A 23,910-nucleotide genomic window follows, 5' to 3' on the forward strand; every position below is an offset into this window, starting at 1 on the left:
ACTGATGCAGTCACCACATAGAAAAAGAAAACCGAAGCCTAGGCTTCGGTTTTTTTATTGTTGGGTTGTTTCAAAGACGATTAATCGCCAGCGAACATATAACCTTCACCGTGAACCGTGACAAAGATTTGCGGGTTCTTAGGGTCGAACTCCATCTTAGCGCGCATACGACGAATCAGTACGTCGATAGTACGGTCGTTAGGCGCATCAACGCGGTGACTGATCATATTAAGAATGCGTTCGCGACTTAGCACTTGGTTAGGGTAAGTTGAAAGCGCAACCAAAAGCTCGTATTCCGCTTTAGTCAGTTTTACTGGCTCGCCGTTACGGCTAAGCGCACGGCGTTGAACGTCAAACATCCACTCACCAAAACGAACTAAATTTGAATCGTTTTTCTGATCAACAACACTACCTGCATTACGCGCTGACGAAATACGCCACAGTAGGTTTTTCACTCGAACTAACAGTTCGCGAAGCTCAAACGGTTTTGTTACATAATCGTCGGCACCCATTTCTAAACCAACGATCTTATCAATGCTATCCGTGCGTCCTGTTACCAGGATAATTCCAATGTCAGACTGACTGCGTAGTTCACGCGTTAACATCAAGCCATCTTCACCAGGAAGATTGATGTCTAGCATGACTAAATCAATCGCATGATTTTGTAGTGTGTCGCGCATCTGCTCGCCGCTTTCTGCTTCACTGACGGTGTAACCTTCATTTTGAAAGTAGCCAACCAGCTTGCTGCGAGTTACTGCGTCATCTTCTACAACTAGTACGTGATAGCTCATCTAAACCACTTAATTTGCATTGGGAATTGTTTACGACCTACATTCTATTCATATATCGTAACATTTCTAGTATTTGTTACATTAAAATCAAGAAAGATGATTTTTTATTGATTCAAAACAAAACTAGCCCAAGCATTAACATTTTGCCATTTTTGCACTTATTTTGACGCATTGTGTGTTATCCCTATTCATTTTTCTTCGCTAGAATAGTAGGAGAATGAAAATAGGAGCATTGTTTGATGCAAGAGTTAAAAGCGTTTAACGAAAAGCGTGCAGAAATTTACTGGTGGTTCTCTAGCTTATTTGCCAAAGAGCTAACTGAAGCGGATCTAGAGCAATATCAAAGCCCTGAGATTCGTAGCTTTTTATCTGGCCTTGGTGAAAACCCAAGCCTAAAACCAGCCATTGATGATGTAGTGGATGCACTTAACCGTCAGCTTGACCGCGAAGATGGCCAACTAGAGTTAGCGGCTGACTTTTGTGACTTGTTTTTAAAGTCTGATAAAGAATCTGCACTGCCTTATGCTTCTATGTACATCGGCACAACAGGTCTACTGCATGATAAACCAGCGAACGAAATGGACGCATTGCTTCAAAAGTACGGTGTTGCGGTTGAACAAGGCTTGAACGAGCCTGCGGATCATATTGCGATTGAACTTGATCTGCTCGGTAACATCATTATTCGTTCAAACGAGCTTGAGCAAGAGCGTCATTTTGAAGAAAGTTTCGTTGAACAAGAAGCCTTTATCCGTCAACACATTCTAAGCTGGGTGGCTAAATTTGCTACCAAATGCAAAGGCTTAGATAAGTTTGGTTTCTACTCTGCCGTTGCGGCGCTGCTGGTTGCATTTTTAGAGCTTGATTGCCAATACTTGACGGGTGAATGACGCTTACTACCTGCCCAATAGGTGTTTGATGCGTTGATGCTGAGTAAATTCGCGAATAACGGCTTTTTCTAGGGTTGGTGTGGTGTAATAAAAGTCACGAGTTACACCTCATCTACACCTTGTTTTAAGTGATTTTTATTCGGCAGATGCCTAATCACTCACCTATCATGGTGGGCATAACAGTATGGGGGGCGGGATTTTTATTTGCCCCCAAACGAGATGCGGTCTAGAATCGACAGCGCAAACGATAAAAAAATAATGAATTAAATACAAACCGCTGTAATCAAGCGGTTTTTGTGTTTTTAATACTTTCTGCCAAATTATTCTGATATGTGAATACCGCCGTGGCAGCTAAAGATAGGACAACCCCTTATGGCCACTATTAAAGACGTTGCTCGCCTTGCTGGCGTATCAACCACTACTGTTTCACACGTGATCAATAAAACTCGCTTTGTCGCAGAGACAACGCAAGAGCGCGTGATGGAAGCAGTGAAAGAGCTAAACTATGCACCAAGTGCCGTTGCTCGTAGCCTAAAATGCAATACGACTCGTACCATTGGTATGCTAGTAACTCAATCTACTAACCTATTCTTCTCTGAAGTAATTGATGGCGTCGAGAGCTACTGTTACCGCCAAGGCTACACACTGATCCTATGTAACACTGGTGGTATCTACGAGAAACAACGCGACTACATTCGCATGCTCGCAGAAAAACGCGTTGATGGTATTTTGGTGATGTGTTCTGACTTAACAGAAGAACTGAGCGAAATGCTCAACAACCACAAAGACATTCCTAAAGTTGTGATGGATTGGGGCCCTGAGACCTCTCAAGCGGACAATATCATCGACAACTCAGAAGAAGGCGGCTACCTAGCAACGAAATTCTTGATCGACCACGGTCACAAAGACATCGCTTGCCTAAGCGGTCACTTTGAAAAAGCGGTTTGCCAAGAGCGTATCCAAGGCTTTAAACGTGCGATGAACCAAGCACAACTAGAAGTTAACGAAGATTGGATTCTTGAAGGTAACTTTGAGTGTGACACGGCCGTATTGGCAGCCGACCAACTCGTTGCGATGGACAAACGCCCGACAGCTGTATTCTGCTTCAATGACACCATGGCATTAGGCCTAATGAGCCGTCTACAACAAAAAGGCATTCGCGTGCCAGAAGACATCTCAGTGATCGGTTACGACAACATCGAATTGGCTGAGTACTTCTCTCCACCACTGACGACGGTTCACCAACCAAAACGTCGTGTTGGTAAAAACGCATTCGAAATTCTGCTAGAGCGCATCAAAGATAAAGAACACGAAAAACGCGTGTTTGAGATGCATCCAGAAATCGTTGAGCGTAGCACCGTTGCAAGAATCGACTAAGTTAATGATTCAATAACGATTAGCCGAGGGGCAATCCTTCGGCTAAAGCCTCATAAATGAAAGTTATTCTTGCATAAAGATCACAATTATCCCATATTAATAGACTACTTCCTGACAGAAGTAATTTAATCTTTAGCAGAGCAAATTAAGTCACGCACAGGGCAAACCAAACTGAAAAGTTGGGACGCAAAGCCACCGGCCTAAACATTGTAATGATGTACGGCAGCGGGGTTACCGATGGTAGAAATGCAACACGTTAACTGATTACTCTCCAGAAATCTGCATTGACTGCTATTCTCTCGGACCTGATTTGGTGGCGTATATACACATACACCGAGAAAGTACTGAATGGATAAACCAATACTTAAAGACTCTATGAGGCTTTTTGAGCCCTTAGGTCGGATTAAATCTCGCTCTATGTTTGGTGGGTTCGGCATTTTTGCAGACGACACAATGTTTGCATTGGTTGTACACGACAAGCTTCATATTCGTGCCGACGATGCCCTTACTGAGCAGTTTAAGCAACAAGGATTAGAACCGTACGTGTATCACAAGCGAGGCTTCCCTGTTGTTACTAAATATTTTGCTTTAAGTGAAGAGTGGTACCAAGACAGTGCAAAAACACTGCAAACGGCTACCGATGCACTCTCTCTCGCTAAGCAAGAAAAGAGCACTCAAGCGAAAACAAAACCAACTCGTATTAAAGATCTACCAAACTTGCGTCTTGCAACTGAACGTATGCTGAAAAAAGCCGGTATCGAATCAGTTGAGAATTTAGAACAAGTGGGTTCAGTTCAAGCATACAAAGCCATTCAAGCCTCACATGATACCCAGGTGAGTTTAGAGTTGCTTTGGGCACTTGAAGGCGCAATTAAAGGCACGCATTGGTCCGTCGTTCCTCAAGCTCGCCGCCAAGAACTGATGTCTAGCCTTGAGCATTGATTTAGAAAATGAATAAATTGAATTAAGCCAGCCATTGTTGCTGGCTTTTTTTTTGAAATTTTTTGCGTGCTTTGAAGTTCCTATATAAAACAACGAGCAAAGAACCGTATTCATGACTGAACGATGCAACAATACGATCGTAAGATGCGTATCTAAGATAGTGAAATTATCGCGCTATAAAATAGATATCTACCAGAGATAAGTGAGAACCAAGATGAATAAAAAACTGATTTTCGGCCTATTGCTGATTGCCATCATAGCGCTACTTATCACCCAATTTGGCGATCAACTCACCCTCGAAAATGCCAAAACACAACAGGCAGAGTTAGCCTTGTATATTGAGCAGAACTTTGTTCTAGCGGCGGCTGTTTACTTTTTGGCTTATCTTGCGATTACTGCCTTTTCGATTCCTGGCGCGGCCGTCGTCACTCTGCTTGGCGCAGCATTATTTGGCTTTTGGGCCAGCTTAATCTTAGTCTCTTTTGCCAGCACGCTTGGCGCGACACTGGCTTTTCTTAGCAGCCGATTCTTGCTACGCGATTGGGTACAAAGCAAATTTGGTGACAAACTCTCCGCCATTAATCTAGGGGTGGAAAAAGATGGCGCGTTTTATCTTTTCTCACTGCGCTTAATTCCGGTCTTCCCATTCTTCTTAATTAACCTACTTATGGGCTTAACCCCGATTTCTACCGCGCGTTTCTATTTGGTGAGTCAAATCGGTATGCTACCGGGCACTGCGGTGTATCTCAATGCGGGGACACAATTAGCACAAATTGATTCACTTTCAGGTATTGTTTCACCTTCGGTATTAGCATCATTTGCATTGCTTGGGCTGTTCCCGATTGTCGCTAAATGGGTCATGGCGAAAATAAAACAGAGCGACAAAACCTCGAGCAAGGCGTCTAACGGAGAGGCTTAGTGAAAATATTTAGCGCAAATAATCCACCACAAGCTCACATTATCTGTGAGCTTTTGCGTACCAATAATATTGATTGTGAAGTTCGTGGCGAAGGGATTTTCGGCCTACAAGGTGAATTGCCCTTTGGTGAAGCAAGTGAACCTTACGTGTGGCTACTCGATAGCAGCCAACAAAAGAAAGCATACGACGTTATTACACAGTTTGAGCAGCCACTATCGGCGCCGCCTTGGCATTGTTCAAATTGTGGTGAAGAAAATGAAGGCCAATTTGCTTTATGTTGGCAATGCGGAACATCCCACAATACCTAGCGTATTTGTCATAAATTTAAATAAGAGTAAACGATAACCGATAAGAGCCAAGTAAAAGGCCCTTATCTGGTGTAACAGATTACTTCGCCACAATTTGCTGACGAATAAACTCAATCGAATGCTGATTAAACTCGTCTGGTCGTTCGATATTACATACATGCCCACAGTTTGCGATTTCACGTAACTGGCTGGAACGGTGCACGGCCACCATCTCTTTGACCGGTTGAATAAACATATAATCACGATCGCCCATCAAATAAAGCGTCGGGATTGGCAACTCTTTCTCTTTAAAGTATCGCATGAGCGGATTGACATCTGCCGCCAAAATAAACCAGCGTTTAAACTCTTTTTGGCACAGCTTCTTTGCTTCACGAATAAATAGATGCCGTGACTGTTTTTGCGTACGCTGTGGCATCACAATATAAGCGAATAAGCGATACAGCCACATGTAAGGCACGATGTGCTTGCAATAGTTGCCTAGCCTTACCAAAAGCTGTGAACGCGTATTCAAGCGTGTTACAGCGCCTCCTAGCACCATCGACTTAACTCGGTCAGAGGCCAGTTCAGCCAAATTGCGCACGATGATGGTGCCAAGTGACATACCAACAAAGTGGGCTGACTGAATTTTCAAATGATCGAGCACTTGTAAGATATCCAAGGTCACCGTCTTAAAGGTGTAGCGATTGGTCATGAGATCTTTGAGCAACTGACTCGACTTACCATGACCGCGAAGATCGACCAATAACAAGTTGAAATGGGCTTTGTAAGCTTTGATTTGTTTAAACCATATCGATGAACTGCCTCCAGCACCATGGATGAAGACCACCCACTCTTTACTCGTTGGGTGAGGATAGGTTTTATGAAACAGCAGAGTATTGCTCATCTATGAGAATTGATTTGGTTTCTATTAGGGATTGGCAGACTACCATAAAGTCATGAAATCTTAATTCAGCTTCGGTCAATTTATGAGGGGTTACGACGAGAAAAGTGTAAAAAAAGGCGTCACTAGACGCCTTTTTAGTCAACCACGTTCAAGCTTTAATGCAAAAGTTAACGAAATGAATCACCCTTCCGTTTAGTTTTACTCAGCTTAACGCCGCGTAATAGAGCGATAGATATTCATCCGCAGCTTGTTTCCAACAAAATTTTTGCTCCATCGCATACAGCTGCACTCGTCTCATCTCTGCTGGGTTTTGCGTGTACAGCAGTAATGAACGTTGCATGATGCTCAGCAATTCCAACGGTTCTGGTTGTTCAAAAACGAAACCCGTCGCTTGATCTGGTGCGCTATCGTAGTCAATCACGCTATCTTTCAAGCCCCCTACTGCACGCACAATCGGCAACGTACCGTAAGCCATGCTGTAGATCTGATTTAATCCGCAAGGTTCAAATTCAGAAGGCATCAAGAAGAAATCGGCCCCAGCTTCAACCCAGTGAGCCAGCTCATTGTCGTACGCTTCAACAAAGGCGAACTTTTCATTGTAGCGTTCTGCAATCGCTTTGAGTTGATAAGCGAGTTTAGGATCGCCCGTACCGACAATCACTACCTGCACGTCAAGTTTCAAAAATCGCTCAAGAATCGGGATCAAATACTGCACCCCTTTCTGATTGGTCAAACGACAAACCATGCCATACATCGCGATGTCATTTTCAGGCAAACCAACACGTTGCTGAAGCGCGTTTTTACTCGCTTTTTTGCCTTTCAACATGCTCTGCTTGTTGGCTTTGAAATTCACCGGCAAATAATGATCCGTCTCCGGACTCCATGCACTGTAATCACAACCATTTAGGATCCCCACCAAGTCGGCAGAACGCGCTTGAAACTCCTTGGCCATACCATGGCTGCCAAGTTCCGTTTGCAGCTCTTGCGCATAGGTCGGACTGACGGCATTGATTTTATCTGCCGTCATCACCCCGGCTTTCAACATCGTAATATGGCTATTACTCACTGCTGCATCAGGAGCGTAATGCACTTGCATCTCAGGTAAAGAATGGACTTCTTCATAACTGAACACACCTTTAAATACCGCATTATGAATTGAAATAATGCTCTTAGTATTGGCAAAGTATGGGCATTCAGCATAACGATGCTTGAGCAAATATGGCACAAAGCCAGTATGCCAGTCATTGGCATGGACGATATCTGGTTGAAAACTGAGCTTGGCCAACATATCCAAACTCGCGGCACTAAAAAAGGCAAATCGCTCACCGTTATCTGGATAGGCTTGGTTGTACTCTGAGTACATTTCATCACGACTAAAATACTGATCGCACTCGATGGCATATACGGGAGTTTCACCAACCGACAACTGGCGCACTTTATAAGGCGTATGAGGCCAATACTCTAACTGCGTTTCCAATAAAATTGGCGCTTGGTCGACATCGGCGATTTTGCGATACGCGGGTATCGCAACTCGAATATCTTGCCCCATTGAACGCAAAGCTTCAGGCAGTGCCTTGGCGACATCCGCCAAGCCACCACTTTTGATCAAACCATCAATTTCTGATGCAACAAAAAGAATCGACAATTGCTTAGTAGCCAACTTTGACTCCTTTCGGGATCACCACAATGCCTTCGTCCGAGACATGAAAGTGCTTACGGTCTTCTTTAAGATTCACGCCCACTTGTGTACCCGGTGCAATATCAACATCTTTATCAATGATCACGCGGCGTAACACACAACCTTCACCGATTTTGACATCGCCAAGTAGAATACTTTCACTGATGTCACACGCAGACGCGATATTGCTGCGGAAACCCAACACGGATTTTTCTATTCTTGAACCACGCACCAAACTGCCATTACAAACCAAACTATCGATAATTTGTACACGGCCGTTATCACAGTCAGTAAATGTGGCAGGTGGTAATGGCGGGTAGTACGTGTGCAGCGGCCATTTACGGTTATACAGCGAGAATGGGGCATCTTTGTGCAACAGGTCCATGTGCGCTTCCCAGTACGCATGGATGGTACCAACATCACGCCAGTAAACTTCTTCTTTTTCACCGGTAATTTGGTTAGTACTGAAATCGTAAACGAATACATCGCCACGCGGGAACATCTTTGGAATGATGTCTTTGCCAAAGTCGTGTGACGAATCAGGATTGTCCGCATCTTCAATCAATTCAGCGAACAGTGTTGATGCTTCAAAGACGTAGTTACCCATCGAAACCAGTGCAAAGCCAGGATCACCAGGAATTGACTTAGGATTTTGCGGTTTTTCTTCAAAACCGACCATGCGCCCTTCTGTATCTACTTCAATCACTCCAAATTGCGAGGCTTGATCGAGTGGCATACGCAGTGCGGAAACCGTTAGTGCTGCCTCTTTCTTTTGGTGGAAATCAAGCATCTGCTTGATGTCCATCTTGTAGATATGATCAGAACCAAAAATACACACTTGATCTGGTTCAGCCAGTTCCATGAAGCGTAAGTTTTGGTAGATAGCATCTGCCGTGCCTTCATACCAACGTTTCCCCGTACGCATTTGCGCAGGGATAGGATCGATAAAACGGTCAGTGATGCCGTTAATATTCCATCCTTTTTTTAAGTGGTGAAACAACGATTGAGATTTGAACTGAGTTAACACATAAATGCGCATAAGATCAGCATTGATAAAATTGTTCAGCGCGAAATCAATAAGGCGGTAACTACCACCGAAAGGAACCGAAGGTTTACTCCGAGACTCAGTTAAAGGACGCAGTCTTGAGCCCTCACCACCAGCAAGGATCATTCCTAATACACCAGCCATTCGTTATTCTCCATATTATTTTTTATCGTTCGATGCCTAATCTTGGCACCTTTATTCCTTAGTTTGAGCAGCTATTAAAATTCGTTCGGTGTTACGCGGTGTCGCTCCCCCTTATTGATGTGCAAGTTATTGGTTATAAATTATCGTATCTGACAAAGATTACAATTTTAAATACGCTATACCGGCAAATGCTCACAGGTTACTTAATCACCACCTGACACAGCTCACACATTTGGTAACATTTATCAGAACAATTAACATCTTGAAAACAAGAATGTGATTTGCCTCGCAGGCTACTGACCAATTTAACAATAACCATCTCGCTTTGGGTTATCTGCCGAACAACCACACTCTTTTCTTACACACGGTTTTAACAAACCAATATAGCCGGCATAAAAAAAGCAGCGATTACTCGCTGCTTTTTCAATTCAATCTAATGATTACTTTTTCTTACGCTTATCGGTAATTTCCCACTTTCCATCAACGAAAAGTGCTGTGTAGCCTGACGGCTTACCATCCACTTCTGAGCGTACATAGTTCTCTTTAGACTTACGGCTAAAACGAACGACCATTGGCAGGCCATCTGGATCTTTCTCTGGTGCGTCCGCTAGGTAGTGGAACTTAGCTGAGATACGATCTTTAAAGCGTTTCAACTCTTCCACCAAAGGCGCACGTGTTTCACGCGATTTAGGGAAAGTGCTCGCCGCTAGGAACAAGCCTGACGCGCCATCACGTAGAACAAAGTAAGCTTCTGAATTTTCACATGGAAGTTCAGGTAGGTGTACTGGGTCTTCTTTTGGCGGTGCCACTTCACCATTTTTCAGGATCTTACGCGTGTTCTTACATGTCTCGCTAGTACAGTCCATGTATTTGCCAAAACGACCGTTCTTAAGCACCATGTCACTGCCACACTTGTCACATTCAACCAGTGGACCTTCATAGCCTTTAACTTTGTATTCACCAAACTCAACAACGTAGCCTTCACAGTTCGGGTTATTACCACAAACATGAAGCTTACGCTTATCATCAATCAGATAAGCGTCCATTGCTGTTTCACAGATTGGACAACGTTTCTTCGCACGCAGTGCTGCCGTTTCAACGTCTTCTTCAAGTACGTTAATAATGCCTTCTTCGTCACCCAAGTTGATGGTGGTCTTGCAACGCTCTTTTGGCGGCAATGCATAACCAGAACAACCCAAGAACACGCCTGTAGACGCAGTACGAATACCCATCTCGCGTGAACAGGTTGGACACTCAATATCGGTGTAAACGATATGGTTAGGCTTCATGCCACCCACATCTTCATCCAGTTCCGCTTTCTCAAGGTCACCGGTAAAATCAGTAAAGAAGTTATCTAGAACTGATTTCCAGTTGGCATCACCGACTGCAACTTGGTCAAGCTTCTGTTCCATTTTTGAGGTGAACTCGTAGTTCATCAACTCATGGAAGCTGCCATCAAGACGGTCGGTTACGATCTCACCCATCTTCTCTGCGTAGAAACGACGTTGTTCCACTTTCACATAGCCGCGATCTTGAATCGTCGAGATGATCGATGCGTACGTTGAAGGACGACCAATACCACGTTTTTCAAGTTCTTTAACCAATGCCGCTTCGGTAAAGCGTGCTGGTGGCTTAGTAAAGTGCTGCTTCGGTTCAAGATCAACCAAGTCAATTTTATCACCCACTTGAACTGCAGGTAGAATTTGGTCTTCGTTCTTGCCCATTGGACGCTGTACACGAGTCCAACCATCAAATTTTAGAATACGACCTTTCGCTTTAAGCGTGTACTCAGCCGCTTTGACGCTCACAGTGGTTGAGTCGTACTGTGCTGGTGTCATTTGACAAGCAACAAACTGGTTCCAAATCAGGCTGTACAGTTTATGTGCATCTGCTTCCATAGACACAAGATCTTCGGTTTTCACCGTTACATCTGATGGACGAATCGCTTCGTGCGCTTCTTGAGCGCCTTCTTTGCTGCCGTAAACCAGTTTACTCGCTGGCAAATAGGCATCGCCATACTCGCTAGCAATGTATTCGCGTAGCGTCTCTACCGCTTCTGAACTCAAGTTAGTTGAGTCAGTACGCATATAAGTGATGTAACCCGCCTCATACAAGCGCTGAGCCAGCATCATGGTCTTTTTAACGCCGTAGCCTAGACGAGTACTTGCTGCTTGCTGTAGCGTTGAAGTAATAAATGGCGCAGACGGCTTACTTGACGTAGGGCGGTCTTCACGTTTACAGACTTCAAACGCTGCATTTTCAAGTACCGAAACCGCTGCCATTGTGTCAGTTTGATTGGTCGGCTTAAATGCCACACCATCTTTTTGAGCCACTTGTAGACGGAAGTCTGTTTTGTTCTGCGTTTTGGTATTAGCGTGGATATCCCAGAACTCTTCAGGGATAAACGCTTTGATTTCGCGCTCACGCTCAACCAATAGTTTCACTGCCACAGACTGAACACGACCTGCAGACAGGCCACGAGCCACTTTTTTCCACAACAGTGGCGAAACCATAAAGCCTACAACGCGATCCATGAAACGGCGCGCTTGTTGGGCATTAACGCCATCCATGCTCAATTCGCCCGGTTTTTCGAACGCTTGCTGGATAGCATTTTTAGTAATTTCGTTAAACACTACACGTTTGTATCGCTCTTCATCGCCACCGATGATCTCACGAAGGTGCCATGCGATAGCTTCTCCTTCGCGGTCCAAATCGGTTGCGAGATAAACGCAATCTGCGTCTTCAGCGAGTTTCTGCAGTTCCGCAACTACTTTCTCTTTACCCGGTAGTATTTGGTAATTCGCTTCCCAGCCATTAAATGGATCTATACCCATTTTTTTGATCAGCGATTTACGATCTTTCTCATGTTTAACACGAGCTTTCTCTTCAGGGCTCAAACCTTTGGTCGATACCGCTGCCGCTTTCTGGCCGGTGCTTTGTCCCGCTGTAGGTAGATCACGTACGTGACCCACACTAGACTTTACGATGAAGTCCTTACCGAGATATTTATTGATGGTTTTAGCCTTAGCAGGCGATTCCACAATAACGAGTGACTTACCCATAACTGACTCTAGTGTCCTTTAGTGACTGATGACGCGAGCTTATCGCACAACATACTTAAAATATTGCTTCTTTTTTTACTATCGAGCGAGATGACCAGAAGATCAATATCTTTTTTTAAAATCACTTTTGACTGCTCGACAAATGCGCGATCTCACTCAAGACGTTAAGTGTGTTTATAAAACCAATTCAATGGCTAGTTCGGTTACGCAATCAATGCCTTACCTTATGAAGTGCCACATACTAAACGTGTGGTTTATATCTCCGCCAACAAAGTAAGCAGATTTATGTAGCCCGTCACAAAACATTTCCACTCAGCACCATGGCTAAAAATGTTATAGGTCATTGGAAAATGCCATTAACTGCACGTACAATCCCTGCCATATCCCGTCAAACCCTCTATTTAAAGGTAATCGTGATGAGCGAAAAGAAAACCATCTCCCAATTTGATCTCCTGCTGATCGCTAACCAAATTATTCAAGCCCACGATGATTACATCGAAGGGATGCGTGCTGATAGCGTAGAAGAAAAAGAAGAAGTTTTGGTCTTTAAAGGCAACTATTTCTTAGATGATAATGGTATCCCAACCGCAAACACGACTGCGGTATTCAACATGTTCAAATACCTTGCACATCATCTATCAAAAGAGTTTACGTTAGAAAAATAGTCAATCGAGAATCGAGAATCGAGAATCGAAAGCGTAACATGCGCTTTTGCTTCGAGTAACAGAAAAGGCTGACACGGTGTCAGCCTTTGTTATTTTGAGATTCCCGACTCGGTCGTGCCTCCCTCTCGAGAATGACAAACTGACCTTTTACCGCTATTTAGCTATGTCATTCCTTAACTAGATCATTCCATAGAGCACGTTAGCACGAGTAGGAAACCTCTCTTTTCTTTATGGTCGAAGCCAAGCTCGAAATCCAGTGTTCTCGCTTAGCTTAGCAGCTCAAACCTGCCAATTTATCGAAATAATCAGGGAAGGTCTTCGAGGTACACTTGGGATCATTAATCGTTACAGGCGTGTCGCTCAGCGCAACTAGCGAGAAACACATCGCCATGCGATGATCATCATAAGTATCAATCGATGCGTGTGTCAGAGCCTCTGGCGGCGTAACAATGATGTAATCCTCACCCTCTTCCACAACAGCCCCCACTTTACGCAGTTCTGTCGCCATCGCAGCCAGACGATCGGTCTCTTTTACGCGCCAGTTGTAGACATTGCGAATGGCTGTCGTACCTTGAGCAAACAGAGCTGTCGTTGCAATGGTCATCGCCGCATCGGGGATGTGGTTAAAGTCCATGTCCACGGCAGTAAGCTTACCGACACGCGAAATCACATAATCCTCACCCCATTCAATCTCAGCGCCCATTTTTTCTAACGCGTCAGCAAATTGAATATCGCCTTGAATGCTGTTTTTACCAATGCCGGTTACTTTGATCGCCCCACCTTTGATCGCCGCTGCTGCGAGGAAATATGACGCAGAAGAAGCATCACCTTCGACTAAAAAGTCACCTGGAGAAACGTATTGTTGACCCGCTTTAATGGCGAATTGTTGATAATTGCGGTTTTCAACTTCAATACCAAACTGAGCCATGATATGCAAGGTAATATCGATATAAGGTTTCGACACCAAATCACCGACAATGTTGATAACAACATCGTCTTTGGCCAGTGGTGCTGACATCAAAAACGCAGTGAGAAACTGGCTTGAAATTGAACCATCAATTTCAACGCTGCCGCCATTTAAACCGCAGCCAACAATCTTGATGGGTGGGTAATTTTCGTTCTCAAGATAGCTAATTTCAGCGCCGGCTTGGCGCAACGCATCGACTAAGTGGCCGATTGGACGCTCTTTCATGCGTGGCTCGCCAGTCAGTACATACTCACCAGAGCCCAAACAAAGGGCGGCCGCGAGTGGACGCATCGCTGTACCGGCATTGCCTAAGAAAAGCTCTAACGCTTGGGTAGCGTTATCCCTTGCTCCTGTAAACGCACCGCCCAGACCATCGACTTCACACACCGTTTTATCGTCGGATAAACGATAGTTAACCCCTAACGAAGTTAACGCATTGAGCATGTGGCGAATATCATCGCTGTCTAGCAAATTCGTTAAACGAGTGGTTCCCTGCGCAAGAGCCGCAAGCAGTAAAGCGCGATTTGAAACACTTTTAGAACCTGGTAAGTTGACCTCACCATCGACTTTATTGATTGGTTGTAATGTAAGGCTTTCCATTTGAGACTACTATTCCTTGCTCACCCAGCATCCTTAGGGTGATGAAAAATTCTTCGTACTGGCAGCCTAACGAAAAACCGCGGTTAAAACCAGAGTAAATCCCGTTTTAACCGCAGGAAAAATCATCCGTTTATGCCGCTCAGGTTCAATTAATTAGAACTCTTTATCCACTCTGACGCCATCATTGAAGTAAAGAATCCTAACTGGATCGTTACGTTGAAAAATCATTGAACTATCGACATCTTGAATCACGTTAATCAGCCGTTTATCGTCGGTCAAAATAAGCAATTCCACCAAACGATATTCGATGCTGTAGCTCTGATTTGCACGGTTACGCGCGACACTTGCCCCAGCGACCGCCCCCACAGCCGTCGCGACTTCTTTGCCTGAACCGCCACCAAATTGGTTACCGACCAACCCGCCGACCACGGCACCTAATAGTGTTTCCCAACCATTACTTTTTGACTCAACAATCTCTTGTTGAGTGATATAGCGGACGGAATCTATTTTACCGAAAACGACCTCATTCACCGGACGAGCCACATTCCTTTGATATGCGGCATTGGCAAACAGAGGAAAAATCAATAATATCCATACCCACTTCTTCATCATACTGAACACCTCTTGATGGCTATTTATCTGACAGAACTCGACCCTAACGACTTGAGCTTCCCGTCGCCATTTGACGCATTGGATGATCCCAACGGCTTATTGGCATTTGGCGGTGATCTGTCGGCCGCTCGCTTATTAACAGCTTACCACAATGGTATCTTTCCATGGTATGGCCCGGATGAGCCGATTTTATGGTGGAGCCCTTCCCCACGAGCGGTGTTCAAGCCTGATATTTTTAAACCCTCGAAAAGTTTAAAAAAATTTCAGCGTAAGCATCAATATCGCGTCAGTATCAATCATGCGACAGAGCAAGTGATAGACCAATGCGCGGCAATGAGAAGCGCTGAAGAGACTTGGCTCAATGAAGATATGCGTCGAGCCTATAAGCAATTAGCACAACAAGGCCGATGCCACTCTGTCGAGGTATGGCAAGAGAACCGTTTGATTGGGGGCTTGTATGGCCTTTCTATTGGCCAGCTATTTTGTGGCGAATCGATGTTTAGCCTCGAGAGCAATGCATCAAAAATCGCCTTGTGGTATTTCTGCTCCCATTTCTACCAACACGGTGGGCAATTAATTGATTGCCAAGTTTTGAACGAGCACACTCAATCTTTGGGCGCATTTGAATTAGAACGCGAAAGCTTTATTCAAAGCCTGCTATCCTTAAGATATCAAGCTCTTGACGAGCATTGCTTTCAACCACAATGGCTTCATTTACCCGCTGAGATATGAGATGAGTTCTGACTTGCAGCAAATTCGTATTGGTCTGACCGATAACCACCCATGTAGCTACTTACCTAATCGACAGGAGCGCGTTGCTGTAGCGCTAGAACCGGCATTGCATAGTTCATCGAACTACGAAGTTTTACTCGCGAATGGATTTCGTCGCAGCGGCGATACCATTTATAAACCGCACTGTGAATTATGCTCAGCCTGCCAACCTATTCGTATCTCAGTACCGAATTTTGAACCATCGCGCAGTCAAAAGCGGTTATTGGCGAAAGCCAAAACCATCACTTATCAATTGAAAGAAGAACTGGACAATGAGTGGTTCGAACTCTACAACCGATACATTGAAGTTCGTCATCGTAACGGCAGTATGTATCCAGCGAATCGTGATAGCTTCGCTCAGTTCTCTCATTGCACTTGGCTGAACACTCAGTATCTACACATCTATGATAATGGTCGGTTGATTGGCATTGCAGTGACCGACATTCTCAGTAACAGCGCCAGCGCGTTCTATACTTTTTTTGACCCACACTGCGAAATTTCACTGGGTACTTTGGGAGTATTATTGCAAATTGATTATTGTCGTAACCAAGGAAAACAGTGGCTTTATCTGGGGTATCAAATCGATGAATGCCCGGCCATGAATTACAAAGTCCGCTTTCAACCTCATCAAAGGCTAGTAAATCAGACTTGGCAGGGGTAGAATACGCCCCAACTTTACTTAATTCATTTTTATCGGTACGACTAAGCCGGTTGAAATTGTCCATTTGAAAAAGAGGAATAAATGGCTAAAGAAGACGTAATTGAGTTGCAAGGTACAGTCCTTGATACTCTTCCAAACACAATGTTCCGTGTTGAGTTAGAAAACGGTCACGTAGTTACTGCTCACATCTCTGGTAAAATGCGTAAGAACTACATCCGTATTCTTACTGGTGACAAAGTAACTGTAGAGATGACTCCATACGACCTATCTAAAGGCCGCATCGTCTTCCGTGCTCGTTAATCTTTAGATTTACGAATACAACAAAAAACGGAGCCAGTGGCTCCGTTTTTTGTTTTTGTGCGAAAAGATCTTACTGACCTAATGCTTCTTTATAGTGCTGACGGCAAACCGAAACATAACGGTCATTACCACCAATCGCCACTTGATCACCTTGAGCAATCGCGTTGCCATGCTCATCTGTACGAATCACCATGTTTGCTTTACGACCACAATGACAAATAGTTTTAAGCTCTACCAGCTTATCTGCCCACGATAGTAGATACTTACTACCTTCAAATAGCTCACCCAAAAAATCAGTACGCAGGCCGTAGCATAAAACAGGAATATGCAGTTTATCGACCACTTCCGTTAGCTGATATACCTGCTCTTTCGATAAGAACTGACATTCATCAATCAAAATACAGTGACGTTTTTCTTCGCTATTAAGCGTTTCAATCGCCTTAAACAAATCCGTTTCTGGTTTGAATAAAAAAGCATCTGACTGCAAACCAATGCGCGAACTCACCTTACCAATACCGTAACGATCATCTAATGCCGCAGTAAAAATCACCGGGTTCATGCCACGCTCTTGGTAATTAAATGAAGATTGAAGAAGCGTCGTAGATTTACCCGCATTCATTGCCGAGTAATAGAAGTACATCTGAGCCACGAAAAATATCCTATAGAATAGACAAATCGGATAGAAAAAAGGGCTGACAGCTCAGCCCCTTAAAATTATTTATACACCCACTCACTAAATTGAAGTGGATATTATTTACGACGCCAGGTTGTGCCCTCTGCGCCATCTTCCAACTCAATACCCATCTCGTTAAGCTTATCACGCGCTAAATCCGCGTTAGCCCAATCTTTCGATGCGCGTGAGTCGTTACGTAGCTTGATCAATGCTTCAATTTCAGCCACTTCATCATCGTTACCCGCATCACCTTTTAGGAAAGCTTCTGCATCTTGATGGAGAATACCAATCACTTCCGCCATTTGGCGCATAACAACGCCTAGAGCGCTTGCTTGCTCAATGTTTTCTGCTTTAAGACGGTTGATTTCACGCGCGATATCAAACAGTACTGAGTAAGCTTCTGGTGTGTTGAAGTCATCGTTCATCGCGTCATTAAAGCGTGCTTGGTACTCATCACCACCCGCCGCTTCAACTGACAAATCGAGACCACGTAATGAGGTGTATAGACGCTCAAGTGAAGCACGTGCTTGATTGAGGTTTTCTTCGCTATAGTTTAGCTGGCTACGGTAGTGACCTGACATCAAGAAGTAACGCACGGTTTCTGCGTCGTAATGACCAAGCACATCACGAATAGTGAAGAAGTTGCCTAGCGATTTAGACATTTTCTCTTTATCAACCATCACCATGCCGCTGTGCATCCAAGTATTCACATACTGGGTGTTATGTGCGCAGCACGATTGAGCGATTTCATTTTCGTGGTGTGGGAACTGTAGATCAGAGCCACCACCGTGAATGTCGAAATGGTTACCTAGAATCGCCGAGTTCATTGCTGAACATTCGATGTGCCAACCCGGACGACCTGCGCCCCATGGTGATTCCCATGTCGGCTCACCAGGCTTAGACATTTTCCATAGCACGAAGTCTAGCGGGCTACGTTTAGCTGATTCGATATCAACACGCGCACCAGCTTGCAGCTGATCAAGATCTTGCTTAGATAGCTTGCCGTACTCATCGAACTTGCTCACTTCAAACATCACGTCGCCGTTACTTGCCACATAAGCAAAACCGCGTTCGATCAGCTTCTCAACCAATGCAATGATTTCTGGAATAAATTCTGTTGCACGCGGCTCAATATCTGGACGCTTCATATTCAGCGCGTCAAAGTCTGCGTGCATTTCACCGATTAAACGCTCAGTCAGTGACTCACAGCTTTCGCCATTTTCATTTGCGCGCTTGATGATCTTGTCATCGATATCCGTGATATTACGAACGAAAGTCAAATCGTAACCAAGGTAACGCAAGTAGCGTGAAACCACGTCAAATGAAACGAACGTGCGGCCATGACCGATATGACAGAGATCGTAAATGGTTACCCCACAGACATACATGCCGATTTTGCCAGCATTGATTGGTTTGAATTCCTCTTTCTGTCTTGTGAGTGTGTTATATATTTTTAACATGATCTCTATGCTTTATCTGGGTGAAACAAAATAGTGGTTCAGTATATCAATTCACACTTGATTAGGTAATCCCTCAAACGGTTAAAAAGCCATCATTAGCGCCTATACTGATGTGTGAACCCCTTCTTTTCACGTATTAATGTCTGAAAAGTTAAGATAGAATCTTCAGCTCAAATCAAAAAACATCGGTTAAGGATACAATCATGATCACCCTTCACACTAATTTTGGTGACATCAAAGTTAAGCTAGACACTGAGAACGCTCCAGAAACAAGCGCAAACTTCCTACAGTACTGCCGTGATGGTTTTTACGACAACACGCTATTCCACCGTGTTATCGATGGTTTCATGATTCAAGGTGGTGGCATGGAGTCTGGCCTACGCGAAAAGGCGACTCGTGCAACAATCAAAAACGAAGCTAACAACGGCCTAAGCAACAAAGTAGGTACGCTAGCGATGGCTCGTACCATGGAACCGCATTCAGCAAGCTCTCAGTTCTTCATCAACGTGAGCAACAACACTTTCCTAGATTTCCGTAGCGAAAGCCTAGACGGTTGGGGTTACTGTGTATTTGCTGAAGTAGTAGAAGGCATGGACGTAGTAGACCAAATCAAAGGTGTGAGCACTGGCTCTTACGGTATGCACCAAGATGTACCACTAGAAGACGTGGTTATCACTGGCACGACTATCGAAGCATAATCGTCAATAAAGGGCGCTTTGGCGCCCTTTTTATTCAGCTCTATAGGTATCATGACTACTCTCTTTATCTCCGATCTACATCTATCGCCAAACACGACCGAGATCAATCACTGTTTTACCCAGTTTATGCGTAACGAAGCCATTCATGCTGATGCGCTGTATGTGTTGGGGGATCTGTTTGATTTTTGGATAGGTGATGATGACTGCAGTGAGTTTGCTCAGCAAATTCGCGCTGAATTCAAACAGCTCACCAATCACGGCGTGCCTTGCTTTTTTGTCAAAGGTAATCGTGACTTTCTTGTCGGTCAGCGCTTTGCCAAGCAAACGGGTGTTACGTTACTGGGTGATGAAACGGTGATCGATCTGTACGGGCGAAAAGCGGTGATTTTGCACGGTGATACGCTCTGTACCGAAGATACCCAATACTTGGCATTTCGTGCCAAAGTGAATCAACCTTGGCTGCAGTGGGTATTCAACCGTCTTCCTATGGCGCTAAAACGTAAAATCGTCGGTAAAATTCAACAAGGCGCACGTGATACCAAGAAGTCAAAATCACTGACTATCATGGATGTCACCCAAAGCGAAGTGGAAGATGTCATGATCGCACATGGTGTCGATTTGATGATTCACGGCCACACCCATCGCCCAAATACGCATCACTTTACGAGCAGCAATAACCAATCGATGACTCGCATTGTACTGGGTGATTGGTACGAACAAGGTTCAATTTTGTGCTGTGACACGGAAAATTTGATATTAGAAACGCGCCCTTTTCTCAATAAAGAGTGTTAGTTTGAACTAGTTCATAGCAAAAACCGCACGACATCCCTAATATTGACGCAAACAGAAATTAGGTTGATGTCTCTCTTGAAGTATTCTTATTTTGCACGCCAACCGATATTAGATAAGGAAAAACAAACCATCGGTTACGAGCTATTGTTCCGAGATGGTCCAAGCAACACTTTCCCTAATATCGATCCCGAACTGGCGACCAGTCGTTTATTGTCTGATCATATGCTGACCACCCATAATGAAACTTTGGGTGACAAACTCGGCTTTATCAATTTTCCCTATGCCAGTTTAATCAAGCAGCTACCTAGCCTGTTCTCCGCCGAGAATATGGTGATTGAAATCCTTGAAGATTGCCAGCCAACACCCGAGTTGTTGGCGGCAGTACGTTCGCTACATCAACAAGGCTATACCCTAGCGTTGGATGATTTTATTCCCAATAAAGAATGGCGCGAGTTTCTGCCTTACATCTCAATAATCAAATTCGATATTCGATCAGTGCCGATTGAAAAAGCCAAGATCTATATTGATAGCTTAAATAAGTACAACATCGAATTTCTCGCTGAAAAAATCGAAACACACCAAGAATACCAACAAGCAGTGCAAGCGGGCTTTGTTTACTTTCAAGGTTACTTTTTTGCCAAGCCTGAAATGGTACAAAAAAAAGCTTTAGAGCCATCGTTTATGACGGTGATTGAACTGATCACTGAAATATCTAAAGATCAGCTGGATTTCAAAGTGTTGGAGCATTTGGTTTCCAAAGACGTCACCTTATCGTACAAATTGCTGCGCTACGTCAACGCGTCGGCCATGGTCAGCAACAAGATCCACTCCTTCAAGCAAGCGCTGATTTACCTCGGTGAAGACCGACTGCGCAAATTTATCTCTCTCGTCGCCCTTTCGGCCACGCAAGAAGGTAAACCGGATCATCTTTATACCTTGTCAATTCAGCGCGCGAAATTTTGTCAACTGTTAAGCCAGCAAATGCGGTTGAGTAAGACACCTAAGAAGAGCCATGCGTTTTTAACCGGCATGTTTTCACTACTCGATTCATTACTCGATCGCCCGTTAGAAGATATTCTTAATGACGTGCCGATCGACGATGCGATCTTTCAAGCACTGATCGAAAAACGCGGCGTGTTAGGCGGGCTATTAATGTTGGTCAGTGCTTACGAAAAAGCGCAATGGGATAAAGCCACCAGCATTAGTTTTAAACTCAAACTCAGTGACCAAGCCGTTGCCAAAGCTTATCAAGAATCAATACGCTGGACAGCAGAACTGGTTGAAGTGCAGTAGCGCTTTACTCTCAGCGAGTGGCTCAATACACTAGCGCCAATTTCAGCTTAACTAATGGTGCTCGTATGAGTCATTGTCCTTGCGGTAACCCAACGAATTACGAACAGTGTTGCCAACCTGTTCACCTTGATCATCACCAAGCTAAAACGCCAGAGCAACTGATGCGCGCTCGTTACAGTGCACACGTAAAAGGTTTGGTTGATTTTGTCGTCGCAACCTATCACCCAAGTTGCGAAGCCGAAGCACAGCGTGACGCCATCGCAGACTCAGTAAACAGCAACTGGCTCTCACTCGATGTACTTGGCAGTGAAGATGGTCAAAATCGCGACGAAGGTTTTGTTACATTCCAAGCTTATTTTGAACAAGAAGACGACGAGTTTTGCCTTGAGGAACGTTCACGCTTTGTACGTGAAAACGATCTTTGGTACTACATTGATGGGGAATATGCCGAACAAGCTGCCGAGCCACAAGATGAAAGATTGTCACAACCAATCAAAAGTCTCAAAGTGGGGCGAAATGATCCATGCATTTGTGGCAGCGGTAAAAAATTTAAGAAGTGCTGCGGATAATTAAACAAAAAAGGTAGATGATTGTGCATCTACCTTTTTATTATCGACAACTTGACGTTATTCACTGTCATTAGGGTTAACACGAACAATATCGGATTGTTGTTTTTGAAATTGCTTTTTCAACTCCGTTTTGGATTTAAAGCTAATTTCCCCCCCCTGAGCAACCGTCATATGCTGAGCTTCTTCATTGTGCTTAGCTTGATAGAGCATGACGGCTTGCATACACGAATCACGTTGTTGTTGAGAAAGTACGGTTCCTTCTGGCCACTTGCCTGTCTCAACGGCAAAAAGTAAGCGTTGGTAAGCATCAGGCGTTATGGCATTGACTAACTGCTCTGCGTCCATGAGTTATCCTTCTTATCATCGTTATGAGCAAAACATAACTGGCTCGCTATATGAGTCAAGACAAGAACCCAGAATAAGCGTATCTGATCACAAGCATTAAAATTATGAATAGACTCAAGTTGGCAACCACCATTGGCTTAGGTTTTCTCCTCAGCGGATGTTTTGAAGGACGAAAAAATACCGAGCAACTTTGTGCAGAAAACCCTGCACTCCGCTGTGAACTACTCAACATGGATGATGGGCAATGTCGTGTACCACGTACTGACTTAGTTTGGCATCGCTTTGAAGTACTTAAAGACCCCTCGGATATCAACAAAATTCGCGAGTATCATATTCTCGCCGAATATGAAAAATGCCTAACCTTAGCGGCACAGATCCAACCGATCGATCAAAACAATCGCAAAGAGAAACGCTTTACTTCGCAGATGCACGTCAATGACGAACAAGCGCGAGTGGTAAGCGAATTGAAGCTATCTACCTCACCTCAAGCGCTCTATTTCCTTTGGAGCCAAGAAGGTGATGAACAGGCACGACGTGGATTCTTACAAATGGAAGGTTCTCAAGCATTAGAAAGTGCCGAGATGCAATATGCTCTAGCAACCTTCTATACCAGCCGCGATGCAGAAAAAACACTGTATTTACTCAATCGTTCTCTTGAACTCGCCGACGGCAAGAAAACCAATATCGACGCGGTGAAATCACTCGCCAGTATTAACTTTCAGCAAAATCGCAAAGAGTTAGCTTATATATGGGCACAAGTCGCTAACCAGTTCGATGTCCAAACCGCATCAGTGAGCAATCGACAGCTTATGTATGGGTTCAGTGCAGAGAAATATGAACAGTTGGATAACATCGCAGAGAGTGTCTACGATGCAATCGGCGATGGCGCATATCGCACCACTCTTATCCCACAATTTTAGTTTCATTAATGGCACTGGATACGATTCGCCATTAATCCTACCTGAAAGATTCAAACAAACCGCGGTGATTTAATCACCGCTTTTTTGTTGATTGTTGAAAATTAACGACACAGAATTAACACAGAAGCGCTCTCCTGTCGTTGGTGGACCATCGGGAAAAACGTGACCTAAATGACTATCGCAACGGGCGCAGCGGATCTCAGAACGAACCATTCCGTGACTCAAGTCTTGTAAATAACGGATCGCTTGGTCGTCAATCGGGGCATCAAAACTTGGCCAACCACATCCTGAGTCGAACTTATTATCCGATTGAAAGAGTGGCGCTTGGCAACACGTGCAGAAATAAACCCCACTTTCTCGGTTGTGTAACAACTTGCCACTAAAAGGGGCTTCAGTCCCCTGCTCTCGACAAACTCGAAACTCCTCATCAGACAAGCGATCGCGCCAGTATTCATCTGGCTTTGAAACCTTTTCAATTTCTCTTTTCATTCGCTTACTCCTTTGTTTAGTAATCTAATTTTACCTAGATTATCGCTAAAAATTTACCT

25 protein-coding genes and 1 riboswitch are annotated in these 23,910 nt (G+C 44.3%); of the genes, 14 read left to right on the plus strand and 11 right to left on the minus strand.

Annotated features, from left to right (window positions below; all coding sequences use genetic code 11):
• Positions 1 to 80 precede the first annotated feature (80 nt).
• Positions 81 to 791: a two-component system response regulator TorR gene (gene torR / locus RH86_RS03230; protein WP_005600132.1), complete on the minus strand. Its 711-nt coding sequence runs from the start codon at positions 789 to 791 to the stop codon at positions 81 to 83.
• A 239-nt stretch (positions 792 to 1,030) separates the two neighbouring features.
• Here torR and torD point away from each other — a divergent pair, with 239 nt between their 5' ends.
• From torD to RH86_RS03255, 5 genes are all read left to right on the plus strand, one after another.
• The gene (torD, locus tag RH86_RS03235; protein ID WP_005600134.1) at positions 1,031 to 1,678 is read left to right on the plus strand and encodes a molecular chaperone TorD; all 648 of its coding nucleotides are present in this window, start codon (positions 1,031 to 1,033) and stop codon (positions 1,676 to 1,678) included.
• A 372-nt stretch (positions 1,679 to 2,050) separates the two neighbouring features.
• Positions 2,051 to 3,055, plus strand: coding sequence for an HTH-type transcriptional repressor PurR (gene purR, locus RH86_RS03240; RefSeq protein WP_005600135.1), 1,005 nt, complete (start codon positions 2,051 to 2,053; stop codon positions 3,053 to 3,055).
• A gap of 150 nt (positions 3,056 to 3,205) precedes the next feature.
• Positions 3,206 to 3,294: riboswitch (cyclic di-GMP riboswitch) on the plus strand.
• Between the two features lie 109 nt (positions 3,295 to 3,403).
• Positions 3,404 to 3,997, plus strand: coding sequence for a TfoX/Sxy family DNA transformation protein (locus tag RH86_RS03245; protein WP_009384968.1), 594 nt, complete (start codon positions 3,404 to 3,406; stop codon positions 3,995 to 3,997).
• Positions 3,998 to 4,211: 214 nt separating this feature from the next.
• Positions 4,212 to 4,916: a TVP38/TMEM64 family protein gene (locus RH86_RS03250; RefSeq protein WP_009384969.1), complete on the plus strand. Its 705-nt coding sequence runs from the start codon at positions 4,212 to 4,214 to the stop codon at positions 4,914 to 4,916.
• Positions 4,916 to 5,224: a putative signal transducing protein gene (locus tag RH86_RS03255; RefSeq protein ID WP_009384970.1), complete on the plus strand. Its 309-nt coding sequence runs from the start codon at positions 4,916 to 4,918 to the stop codon at positions 5,222 to 5,224. Before RH86_RS03250 ends, RH86_RS03255 begins: the two co-directional genes overlap by 1 nt.
• A 79-nt stretch (positions 5,225 to 5,303) precedes the next feature.
• On the opposite strand, the gene RH86_RS03260 is transcribed toward RH86_RS03255, so the two are convergent.
• The 4 genes from RH86_RS03260 to topA form a co-directional block, all read right to left on the minus strand.
• Positions 5,304 to 6,107 (minus strand): alpha/beta fold hydrolase, encoded by an 804-nt coding sequence (locus tag RH86_RS03260; RefSeq protein WP_005600141.1) that lies wholly within the window; start codon positions 6,105 to 6,107, stop codon positions 5,304 to 5,306.
• Positions 6,108 to 6,309: 202 nt separating this feature from the next.
• Positions 6,310 to 7,767 carry a glycogen synthase GlgA gene (gene glgA, locus RH86_RS03265; RefSeq protein ID WP_009384971.1) on the minus strand — a complete coding sequence of 486 codons (1,458 nt, stop codon included), beginning with the start codon at positions 7,765 to 7,767 and terminating at the stop codon, positions 6,310 to 6,312.
• Positions 7,757 to 8,974: a glucose-1-phosphate adenylyltransferase gene (glgC, locus tag RH86_RS03270; RefSeq protein ID WP_009384972.1), complete on the minus strand. Its 1,218-nt coding sequence runs from the start codon at positions 8,972 to 8,974 to the stop codon at positions 7,757 to 7,759. The genes glgA and glgC overlap by 11 nt, the downstream gene beginning before the upstream one ends.
• A 440-nt stretch (positions 8,975 to 9,414) precedes the next feature.
• Positions 9,415 to 12,036: a type I DNA topoisomerase gene (gene topA, locus RH86_RS03275; protein ID WP_009384973.1), complete on the minus strand. Its 2,622-nt coding sequence runs from the start codon at positions 12,034 to 12,036 to the stop codon at positions 9,415 to 9,417.
• Between the two features lie 416 nt (positions 12,037 to 12,452).
• Here topA and RH86_RS03280 point away from each other — a divergent pair, with 416 nt between their 5' ends.
• Positions 12,453 to 12,701, plus strand: a complete 249-nt coding sequence (locus RH86_RS03280; RefSeq protein WP_005600149.1) for a YciN family protein — start codon at positions 12,453 to 12,455, stop codon at positions 12,699 to 12,701.
• 271 nt (positions 12,702 to 12,972) lie between these two features.
• Here the strand turns inward: RH86_RS03280 and aroA are convergent, their stop codons facing one another.
• Positions 12,973 to 14,268: a 3-phosphoshikimate 1-carboxyvinyltransferase gene (gene aroA, locus RH86_RS03285; RefSeq protein ID WP_009384974.1), complete on the minus strand. Its 1,296-nt coding sequence runs from the start codon at positions 14,266 to 14,268 to the stop codon at positions 12,973 to 12,975.
• A gap of 153 nt (positions 14,269 to 14,421) precedes the next feature.
• Complete coding sequence (locus RH86_RS03290) at positions 14,422 to 14,877, minus strand: glycine zipper 2TM domain-containing protein (protein WP_038219187.1); 456 nt, start codon at positions 14,875 to 14,877, stop codon at positions 14,422 to 14,424.
• Positions 14,878 to 14,895: 18 nt separating this feature from the next.
• Here RH86_RS03290 and aat point away from each other — a divergent pair, with 18 nt between their 5' ends.
• From aat to infA, 3 genes are all read left to right on the plus strand, one after another.
• Entirely contained in the window at positions 14,896 to 15,612 is a 717-nt protein-coding gene (gene aat, locus RH86_RS03295) for a leucyl/phenylalanyl-tRNA--protein transferase (RefSeq protein ID WP_009384976.1), read from the plus strand.
• Position 15,613: 1 nt separating this feature from the next.
• Positions 15,614 to 16,312, plus strand: coding sequence for an arginyltransferase (locus RH86_RS03300; protein ID WP_009384977.1), 699 nt, complete (start codon positions 15,614 to 15,616; stop codon positions 16,310 to 16,312).
• Positions 16,313 to 16,393: 81 nt separating this feature from the next.
• Positions 16,394 to 16,612: a translation initiation factor IF-1 gene (gene infA / locus RH86_RS03305; RefSeq protein ID WP_005600159.1), complete on the plus strand. Its 219-nt coding sequence runs from the start codon at positions 16,394 to 16,396 to the stop codon at positions 16,610 to 16,612.
• A gap of 70 nt (positions 16,613 to 16,682) precedes the next feature.
• Here infA and RH86_RS03310 read toward each other — a convergent pair whose 3' ends face one another.
• Both RH86_RS03310 and cysS read right to left on the minus strand, forming a co-directional pair.
• Entirely contained in the window at positions 16,683 to 17,261 is a 579-nt protein-coding gene (locus tag RH86_RS03310; protein WP_005600161.1) for a thymidine kinase, read from the minus strand.
• Positions 17,262 to 17,362: 101 nt separating this feature from the next.
• The gene (cysS, locus tag RH86_RS03315; protein ID WP_009384978.1) at positions 17,363 to 18,745 is read right to left on the minus strand and encodes a cysteine--tRNA ligase; all 1,383 of its coding nucleotides are present in this window, start codon (positions 18,743 to 18,745) and stop codon (positions 17,363 to 17,365) included.
• Between the two features lie 203 nt (positions 18,746 to 18,948).
• Here cysS and RH86_RS03320 point away from each other — a divergent pair, with 203 nt between their 5' ends.
• From RH86_RS03320 to RH86_RS03335, 4 genes are all read left to right on the plus strand, one after another.
• Positions 18,949 to 19,443: a peptidylprolyl isomerase gene (locus tag RH86_RS03320; protein ID WP_005600165.1), complete on the plus strand. Its 495-nt coding sequence runs from the start codon at positions 18,949 to 18,951 to the stop codon at positions 19,441 to 19,443.
• Positions 19,444 to 19,494: 51 nt separating this feature from the next.
• Positions 19,495 to 20,235: a UDP-2,3-diacylglucosamine diphosphatase gene (lpxH, locus tag RH86_RS03325; protein WP_009384979.1), complete on the plus strand. Its 741-nt coding sequence runs from the start codon at positions 19,495 to 19,497 to the stop codon at positions 20,233 to 20,235.
• 75 nt (positions 20,236 to 20,310) lie between these two features.
• Positions 20,311 to 21,528, plus strand: coding sequence for an EAL and HDOD domain-containing protein (locus RH86_RS03330; RefSeq protein ID WP_009384980.1), 1,218 nt, complete (start codon positions 20,311 to 20,313; stop codon positions 21,526 to 21,528).
• A 65-nt stretch (positions 21,529 to 21,593) separates the two neighbouring features.
• Positions 21,594 to 22,097, plus strand: coding sequence for a YchJ family protein (locus RH86_RS03335; protein WP_009384981.1), 504 nt, complete (start codon positions 21,594 to 21,596; stop codon positions 22,095 to 22,097).
• Between the two features lie 57 nt (positions 22,098 to 22,154).
• Here RH86_RS03335 and RH86_RS03340 read toward each other — a convergent pair whose 3' ends face one another.
• On the minus strand, positions 22,155 to 22,442 hold the full coding sequence (locus tag RH86_RS03340; RefSeq protein WP_005600171.1) for a YeaC family protein: 288 nt from the start codon (positions 22,440 to 22,442) through the stop codon (positions 22,155 to 22,157).
• Between the two features lie 104 nt (positions 22,443 to 22,546).
• On the opposite strand from RH86_RS03340, the gene RH86_RS03345 reads away from it, so the two are divergent.
• Positions 22,547 to 23,362 carry a DUF2989 domain-containing protein gene (locus RH86_RS03345; RefSeq protein ID WP_009384982.1) on the plus strand — a complete coding sequence of 272 codons (816 nt, stop codon included), beginning with the start codon at positions 22,547 to 22,549 and terminating at the stop codon, positions 23,360 to 23,362.
• A 69-nt stretch (positions 23,363 to 23,431) separates the two neighbouring features.
• Here the strand turns inward: RH86_RS03345 and msrB are convergent, their stop codons facing one another.
• Positions 23,432 to 23,851: a peptide-methionine (R)-S-oxide reductase MsrB gene (gene msrB, locus RH86_RS03350; RefSeq protein ID WP_009384983.1), complete on the minus strand. Its 420-nt coding sequence runs from the start codon at positions 23,849 to 23,851 to the stop codon at positions 23,432 to 23,434.
• Positions 23,852 to 23,910 lie beyond the last annotated feature (59 nt).

It is taken from the genome of Vibrio sp. N418 (assembly GCF_000222565.1).
GTDB classification, from domain to species: domain Bacteria; phylum Pseudomonadota; class Gammaproteobacteria; order Enterobacterales; family Vibrionaceae; genus Vibrio; species Vibrio scophthalmi.

Coding starts and splice junctions, on each gene's coding strand:
- torR (WP_005600132.1), bottom strand. CDS start 791: ATGAGCTATCACGTACTAGTTGTAGAAGATGACGCAGTAACTCGCAGC.
- torD (WP_005600134.1), top strand. CDS start 1,031: ATGCAAGAGTTAAAAGCGTTTAACGAAAAGCGTGCAGAAATTTACTGG.
- purR (WP_005600135.1), top strand. CDS start 2,051: ATGGCCACTATTAAAGACGTTGCTCGCCTTGCTGGCGTATCAACCACT.
- RH86_RS03245 (WP_009384968.1), top strand. CDS start 3,404: ATGGATAAACCAATACTTAAAGACTCTATGAGGCTTTTTGAGCCCTTA.
- RH86_RS03250 (WP_009384969.1), top strand. CDS start 4,212: ATGAATAAAAAACTGATTTTCGGCCTATTGCTGATTGCCATCATAGCG.
- RH86_RS03260 (WP_005600141.1), bottom strand. CDS start 6,107: ATGAGCAATACTCTGCTGTTTCATAAAACCTATCCTCACCCAACGAGT.
- glgC (WP_009384972.1), bottom strand. CDS start 8,974: ATGGCTGGTGTATTAGGAATGATCCTTGCTGGTGGTGAGGGCTCAAGA.
- topA (WP_009384973.1), bottom strand. CDS start 12,036: ATGGGTAAGTCACTCGTTATTGTGGAATCGCCTGCTAAGGCTAAAACC.
- RH86_RS03280 (WP_005600149.1), top strand. CDS start 12,453: ATGAGCGAAAAGAAAACCATCTCCCAATTTGATCTCCTGCTGATCGCT.
- aroA (WP_009384974.1), bottom strand. CDS start 14,268: ATGGAAAGCCTTACATTACAACCAATCAATAAAGTCGATGGTGAGGTC.
- RH86_RS03290 (WP_038219187.1), bottom strand. CDS start 14,877: ATGAAGAAGTGGGTATGGATATTATTGATTTTTCCTCTGTTTGCCAAT.
- aat (WP_009384976.1), top strand. CDS start 14,896: ATGGCTATTTATCTGACAGAACTCGACCCTAACGACTTGAGCTTCCCG.
- RH86_RS03300 (WP_009384977.1), top strand. CDS start 15,614: ATGAGTTCTGACTTGCAGCAAATTCGTATTGGTCTGACCGATAACCAC.
- infA (WP_005600159.1), top strand. CDS start 16,394: ATGGCTAAAGAAGACGTAATTGAGTTGCAAGGTACAGTCCTTGATACT.
- cysS (WP_009384978.1), bottom strand. CDS start 18,745: ATGTTAAAAATATATAACACACTCACAAGACAGAAAGAGGAATTCAAA.
- RH86_RS03320 (WP_005600165.1), top strand. CDS start 18,949: ATGATCACCCTTCACACTAATTTTGGTGACATCAAAGTTAAGCTAGAC.
- lpxH (WP_009384979.1), top strand. CDS start 19,495: ATGACTACTCTCTTTATCTCCGATCTACATCTATCGCCAAACACGACC.
- RH86_RS03335 (WP_009384981.1), top strand. CDS start 21,594: ATGAGTCATTGTCCTTGCGGTAACCCAACGAATTACGAACAGTGTTGC.
- RH86_RS03340 (WP_005600171.1), bottom strand. CDS start 22,442: ATGGACGCAGAGCAGTTAGTCAATGCCATAACGCCTGATGCTTACCAA.
- RH86_RS03345 (WP_009384982.1), top strand. CDS start 22,547: ATGAATAGACTCAAGTTGGCAACCACCATTGGCTTAGGTTTTCTCCTC.
- msrB (WP_009384983.1), bottom strand. CDS start 23,851: ATGAAAAGAGAAATTGAAAAGGTTTCAAAGCCAGATGAATACTGGCGC.